The sequence below is a fragment of the Thiolapillus sp. genome, assembly GCF_048562965.1.
Classification (GTDB): domain Bacteria; phylum Pseudomonadota; class Gammaproteobacteria; order Chromatiales; family Chromatiaceae; genus Thiolapillus; species Thiolapillus brandeum_A.
Map to the genome: position 1 here is coordinate 1 of NZ_JBHNMF010000198.1, position 5,757 is coordinate 5,757.

General features: G+C 54.1%; 4 protein-coding genes. All 4 read right to left on the reverse strand.

The genetic code is table 11. The features are described 5' to 3' along the window. The coding region (locus ACOCD2_RS11075; RefSeq protein ID WP_296760367.1) for a DUF1156 domain-containing protein at positions 1 to 1,342 on the reverse strand (1,342 nt) is incomplete at its 3' end. A 72-nt stretch (positions 1,343 to 1,414) separates the two neighbouring features. Then, positions 1,415 to 2,026, reverse strand: a complete 612-nt coding sequence (locus ACOCD2_RS11080; RefSeq protein WP_293702381.1) for an anti-phage-associated DUF3780 domain-containing protein — start codon at positions 2,024 to 2,026, stop codon at positions 1,415 to 1,417. Between the two features lie 4 nt (positions 2,027 to 2,030). After that, on the reverse strand, positions 2,031 to 5,153 hold the full coding sequence (locus tag ACOCD2_RS11085) for an anti-phage-associated DUF499 domain-containing protein (protein WP_293672567.1): 3,123 nt from the start codon (positions 5,151 to 5,153) through the stop codon (positions 2,031 to 2,033). Beyond that, positions 5,150 to 5,347: a hypothetical protein gene (locus ACOCD2_RS11090; protein ID WP_293650180.1), complete on the reverse strand. Its 198-nt coding sequence runs from the start codon at positions 5,345 to 5,347 to the stop codon at positions 5,150 to 5,152. Before ACOCD2_RS11090 ends, ACOCD2_RS11085 begins: the two co-directional genes overlap by 4 nt. Between the last annotated feature and the right edge of the window lie 410 nt (positions 5,348 to 5,757).

Consider the following 5,757-nt stretch of genomic DNA (forward strand, 5'->3'; position numbering starts at 1 on the left):
GTGGCTCGTATATCGAGGCTTTGGTAATCCACTGGATGGCATAAAGGCGTTCCTGGAAGATGTCCTCGTCACGAGGAATGAAATCCAATTTCTCCCACTTTCTCAACCTATTGAGAGTATTCCCCTGAGGGCCGCGATAGTCCCCCCGGAGTGTTTTGACAGGTGTACGATGAGTTCGTCCGTCCAGTTCATAGACCAAGTCGCCATCGTGTACGGTGCCAGTTTCGGCATCCTTGATTTCTTTGTTTGAGGCGTTGTTTATAACCTCCATGTCGAAGCGCTTATTGGCATGATCAGGTATGAGTTTCACGACAGTGCCGTGTTTCGGAGAGATGATGCGGCTGGGTAGCATGGGAATCATCCAACCTGTTTCTGGGCATCGTGTTTCCAAACAGTAGAGATAGGCCTTGGCACGATTGCCCTCGTCGTCATGCTCTACCCCGAGTGCTATTAGTTCCTTATCAACCTGTTGGGTAACTTCGCGCTGGGCATCTTCATACATTGAACGTTGCTCTTTGGGAGCACCGATAATGTTCAGGGCACCCCAGGTCAGCATACAGGCAATTGGATTCAGGTCAGCCGCGTAGGCATTACATCCCACACGTGCCGCTTCAAATGGAATGGAGCCACCTCCACTGAAAGTGTCTCCTGCACGTGGACGATGGCCATAACGCAAAATACCGAGCTGTTCTACTAATTCAGCATGGGAGTGAGCATTGATGCCAAATTGAGCATAGTGGTGATTAACCCTTGTCCACACTGGCGCGTATAGCCAGTTTTGGTCTACCTCTTCTGGCCGCTTACAGAGAGATGCCTTTTCCTCATAACTACTGAAGGTTGCTAGCGCCTTTTGGTAAAGTACGAGCTTGTTCTCGTCGTCGATATCGCGCCGCCAGCGCATTGTGATGCCTTTGGCATCCGCATCGAAGGGAAACTCCCAGGTTTCCACTTCTTCAGCGCTGATGTCAGAGGCCTTGATGGTGTAGCTGAAAAAATCCCAGGGGCTGCCAAGCGCAATAAGTGAAGCGAAATCCTTGGGTTTGATGGCGTTTTGAATTAAGGCTCTACGGGCAAGTCCTTCATAATCGAACCCCATAAGAGACTCGAAGATTTCGAGATCTTTTTCATGATCATCCGTTTGTGGCAGCAAACTACCTAGTACTATGGCGCGAACCAGGATTAGTGGCTTTCTCCCTTTCCAATAGGAGCCGAGACCGGTCAAAGTTTGTGCTGCGCCAGCTTTTCGCTCTGTTTGCGCCTCAAATGAAACCTTCTGGGCAGGAAAGACCCCTTCAATCAGAGCGGGTGCATCCTGCAGTGTCAGGGGTATTAGTTCAGCCATAAATTATTCATCACCAAAAAGATCGAGGGTTGGTAGAGGGTCGTGCTTGACGATCTCTCTGCGACCACGCGGTTATAGTAGTTCGCTTTGGGCCACATCGCCCAAGGCATGGCGTAATGCCAAACGCCAACCTTTGTTGCTATCGTTGATGCCACCTGTGCTCATGGAGGTCATACCAAACAGCCACCAGCGTTCTTCTGGTCGTAGGGCGAGCCAGTTGCGCACAGCGACCGGGATATTCTCCATCTCCATGCCTTCGACGGCCCAAGCCAAGACGCACAGTTCTTTGCCAAGCAAGCGATCGACAGGGTTGTCGCCCACCTTCCAGGATGCACTTTTGAGATTGTGGGCTTTCAGGCGGGCATTGAAGGCACGCTGCACTTCACTGCGAATCGCCGTCCAGCGTGGACGCTCCAGTGACACGCGGTCGATCACCGCAAACTCGTCGCTGGAGGCCTGCAGCCCCAGGTATTCACTGATCTGAACCCGGCCGCTGTTGGCCTTTGGGATCACCACCTTGAAATGGTGGGGGTCGCTGGTTGCAGGTACGCCAAAGCCGAGCGTCTGGTGAGCATAGGTTCCCTTGCGCGAAGAGGCCTTGCCGGTCTTGGAACCGGTTTTTATAGCTTCTGGAGCCTCTTTCTTGTTTGCTTGGGCGGCCTGTGCACCAGAACGGACTGGCATTAGGTTAATCCTCCTGTGTCACTTCGCCGGGGCGCAGTTCTATGCCCGCGATCTTGGCGAATTCTTTCGCTTCAAATCCGCTTTCAAACTGGATGCCATCGCTGATGGTGATGGCCACCGGTGACTGATCTTCCTGCAGCACCTCGCGCAGGCTATTGACCGTGCCTTCGATCATTGCAGCGGTGATTTCGCGTTCCTGAAAACGGACGGTGACGGTGTTTTCACCTTCCCCGATCTCGATGCGAACACCCTTGAACCGAGTGTTGGTCTGATCGCGGAAGTGGTTGATGACGCTATAGACGCGGTCAGTGGTATCCAGCGCCATGCGCTTGTTGCTCAGGCGAGCGGGCTTGGCATCATCAATTTGAACGGTCTTGTCGCCACTGTGCGGGATTTGGAAATCGGCATTCTTGGTGGCCTCGCCGGATTTGGCGTAGACCAACAAGCGGACGGCCTCCGAGCCGATCTCGAATGGGCCGTCGTAGGTCTTGCCATCTTTCGGATTGGATCCATCCAGGGTGTAGGTCATTTCGGCCTTCGGTGTGCACTGCAGGGTGACCTTGCGCTTGTCAGCAGAGGGTTCTACCTGGTGTCGAATTTTGAGTTCCGCGGTCCAGCGAGTGGGCGCGCCACTCTCATACGTGCCGGTTGTGTCCTTGATCCAGAAGTAGAGCGTGCCTTCTCCCGTGCTGAAGTTTTCCATATCCTCCACCTGCGAATCGCTTTCACTGACATCCGGCTTGGTGGAGTAGTAGATGATCGGGCTCTCTCCCGCATTGCGGGGTGTCAGACTGAGAATGGATTCGCCGGACTCCTGATTTGCACCAAGCAACGAGACATTGGCGCTGGTCTTTTCTTTCGGGAAGGGGGCTTTTTCGATATAGCCATCTTCACCCAGGCGCCAACGGCCCTGTTTCAACGCCTCGGCCTTCAGTGTGTCCATGCCGCTGTTACCGGGCATCCATGGCCATGCTGCATTACTCTTGGCGCGGCTGATCACGTCTTTCCAGGGAGTGCGACGGTTGTCTTTTCCCGATGGCCAGAGATCTGTCTCGGCCATGGCGAAGTATTCGTTGAAGTTATCCTTGAGGTCCATCGCCAGCTTGTAGTTGGCGCGCGGGCTGGAGAGCAGGCTTTCGATCTGGGCCTCTGCAGACTGGTCGCCCTGGCCGATTTTCAGGCCGTTGTCGATGGTGACGCTGACCAGGGTTTCACGTCCGTCCATTTCGTCAAGGCTGGGGAAATAGATCCGGTTATAGGCAGCAGAGAGTGCCTTGGCGAAGCGGTCTTCCGATTCTTCGAGGCGGTCTCGTGCCTCTTCAAACAGGGTGTCGCCAGGCTTGAGGCGCTTGTGGATCTGCTCAATGGCGTAGAGTTCCCGCAGGCGATCCTCTACCGCATCGGCCATGTGGCTGTCCTGACCCGTGAGCACCAGTAAATTATTTTTTTCCTGCTGGAACTCAAAGAAATGGTTGAGCTCGCTGGGGGGTACCTTGCCATCGGGGCGAATCACGATCAGCACGCGTGGGCCACTGAGTCTCAGCTCGTCCAAGCGCGGCAGAATCTGCACTTCCTGATAGGCATTTTTTCCGGAAGGTTGCAGGATGCCGGTCAGGCGATTGATGAGTGCCGTGTCGATTTTCGGTTGTGGAATATCTTTGGCATTACGCTCGATCTGCCGTGAGAGGTTTTCTGTCTCTTTGATAAAAAAACGCTGGTCTTCACGGTGCAGGTACCAGGCCTGTTCACGCAGGTGTTGCAGGGAATCCAGAAATTCGTCGGGCTTGCGGTTGGGGGCTGCGAGGAATTCGATGATCTCACTTTCGGACAGGCCGATGCGACCTCCGACCGCTCTGGATAGTGACGAAGCCAGTAGCAGAGTCATGACCTGAACTGATGCATCGCTACTGAGCTCATCATCGATGTGTTCTGCAATGCCGTTGCCATTATCAGCAATGTCGCGGGTAACAGCTGGAATCAGCTTGGGGGCAATACGCTCAATCTCATCTTTGACCTGATCATCATTGAGATCAAGATGCTGGGTCCCGATCAGGAAGGCGTCATCGATCTCCCTTTGCTCGACGCTCTTGAGCAAGCGAGCGGTAAATTGCATTAGGCCGCGGGTTTGACGGAAACCTTCATTCTCCTTAAAGAGGGCTACCAGGTGCTTGAATGAAGGGTGGAAAGGGTAAGTTTCTCGTACCTGTTCGGCGATCTGCTCGATGCTAGACGCAACGATGTAGCCGCCATCCTCGGCCTTCTTGATTTGTTGGGCATACTCTTCGGCGATGTCCGAAATGGTGCCTTCGTCGGGCAGTTCATCGATGAGACGCTTTTTCAGAATCTCGTAGATTTCGTTGCCAGACAATTGGACTGGGGTGATGGTCATTGCCTGGCGCCGGGTTTCCTGTTGGAGGTTGGAAATCGACTCGGCCAGTGCTTTGGTCTGGGACTTATAGCTACCAGAGAGGTTGGCAATGACGATAGCGCAGTTCGGTAATTCAAGGGCGGCGCTCATAAGCGCACTGAGGCTGTAGACGACCATGTTGGCCAAGGTTCCCTGACCGATGACCTGGGTGCTGGCATTGTCCAGATAGGGCGGCAGCTCATCGAGCAGGATCAGCGTAGGGGTGTCGCCGATAAGCTCTTTCCACTTCTTTTGATCTACCGCTTTCGGACCAGATGCCCAATAGGGACGGATGGCTTCTTCCTCACCAAGCTGGGTGGCGATTTCCCCCCAGATGTAGTTATCCGGGTTGTTGCGGCCGTTGAAGGCAGCGATGCGTGCCTTGCCAAAATCCAGGCGGTCATTTAGATCAGAAGGGAGTACCTCTGGGCGCAGGTGGTTATGGCGCGCCAGTAGGCCAAGCGCAATCATCATGTGGGTTTTACCGCCACCCATGGCCTGGGTGAGTTCGAACACCGCCTGGTCTGATTTGCCGGAGAGGCGCAGCATGCCTTCACGGAACAGTTGCTCCATGCCGTGGGTGACATGGTTCCTGGAGAAGAACTCTCGGCCGTCCCCCTGATCGTTAATCAGGTCCGACAGGTTCTCTATGCCGGCGCTCATGCGGTAATCCTGGATGACAGGATTGAATTGGCAGGCCTGTTTAACCGTCCTGATCATGCTGATTGCTCCCCGTTGTTGTCAGTGTTCTGGGGGGCTGGGACGGCAATACCATTGGCGTCGCAGTAATCCCGAATCAGCACCTCTACCATGTTGGCAATGGAGCGATGTTCTTGGTATGCTGCGGCGCGCAACGCTTCCTTCAGACTTGGGTCGATCCGAAAGGTCAGAGTTGCTGTCTTGGTGGTGGCCATGTACCTCTCCAGAAGTCCTTGCAAATGTACTGCAATATACAGCATATAGTCGCATTGGGCAATCTAGAGAAGGAGGGTTGTCTATTGATCCTCCTCCTGACTCCTGAATTCGTGTCATTCCTTACCTGTGTAAGATTTTGTATCAGCTGTCGCTTGGTACCCCGGCGCTATGACGAGGTTCTCCACGCCATAGAGTGCTTGCCGGTTCTTGAGCCAGAGGTGATATTCCGGCCCATCCAAGCTGTGGTCTTCCGGGCAGTCGACATTCCAGCGTCGCGGTACATAACCAGCGACTGCGGCGCGCACATTGACTCACCTGAAATACCCTCAGTTTTTTCGGCTCCTCAGCAGAATTTGTGGGTAGCTGAGGTGGGTTTGAGGCAAATGATCAGGTCTGTCCTGTCGGGGTG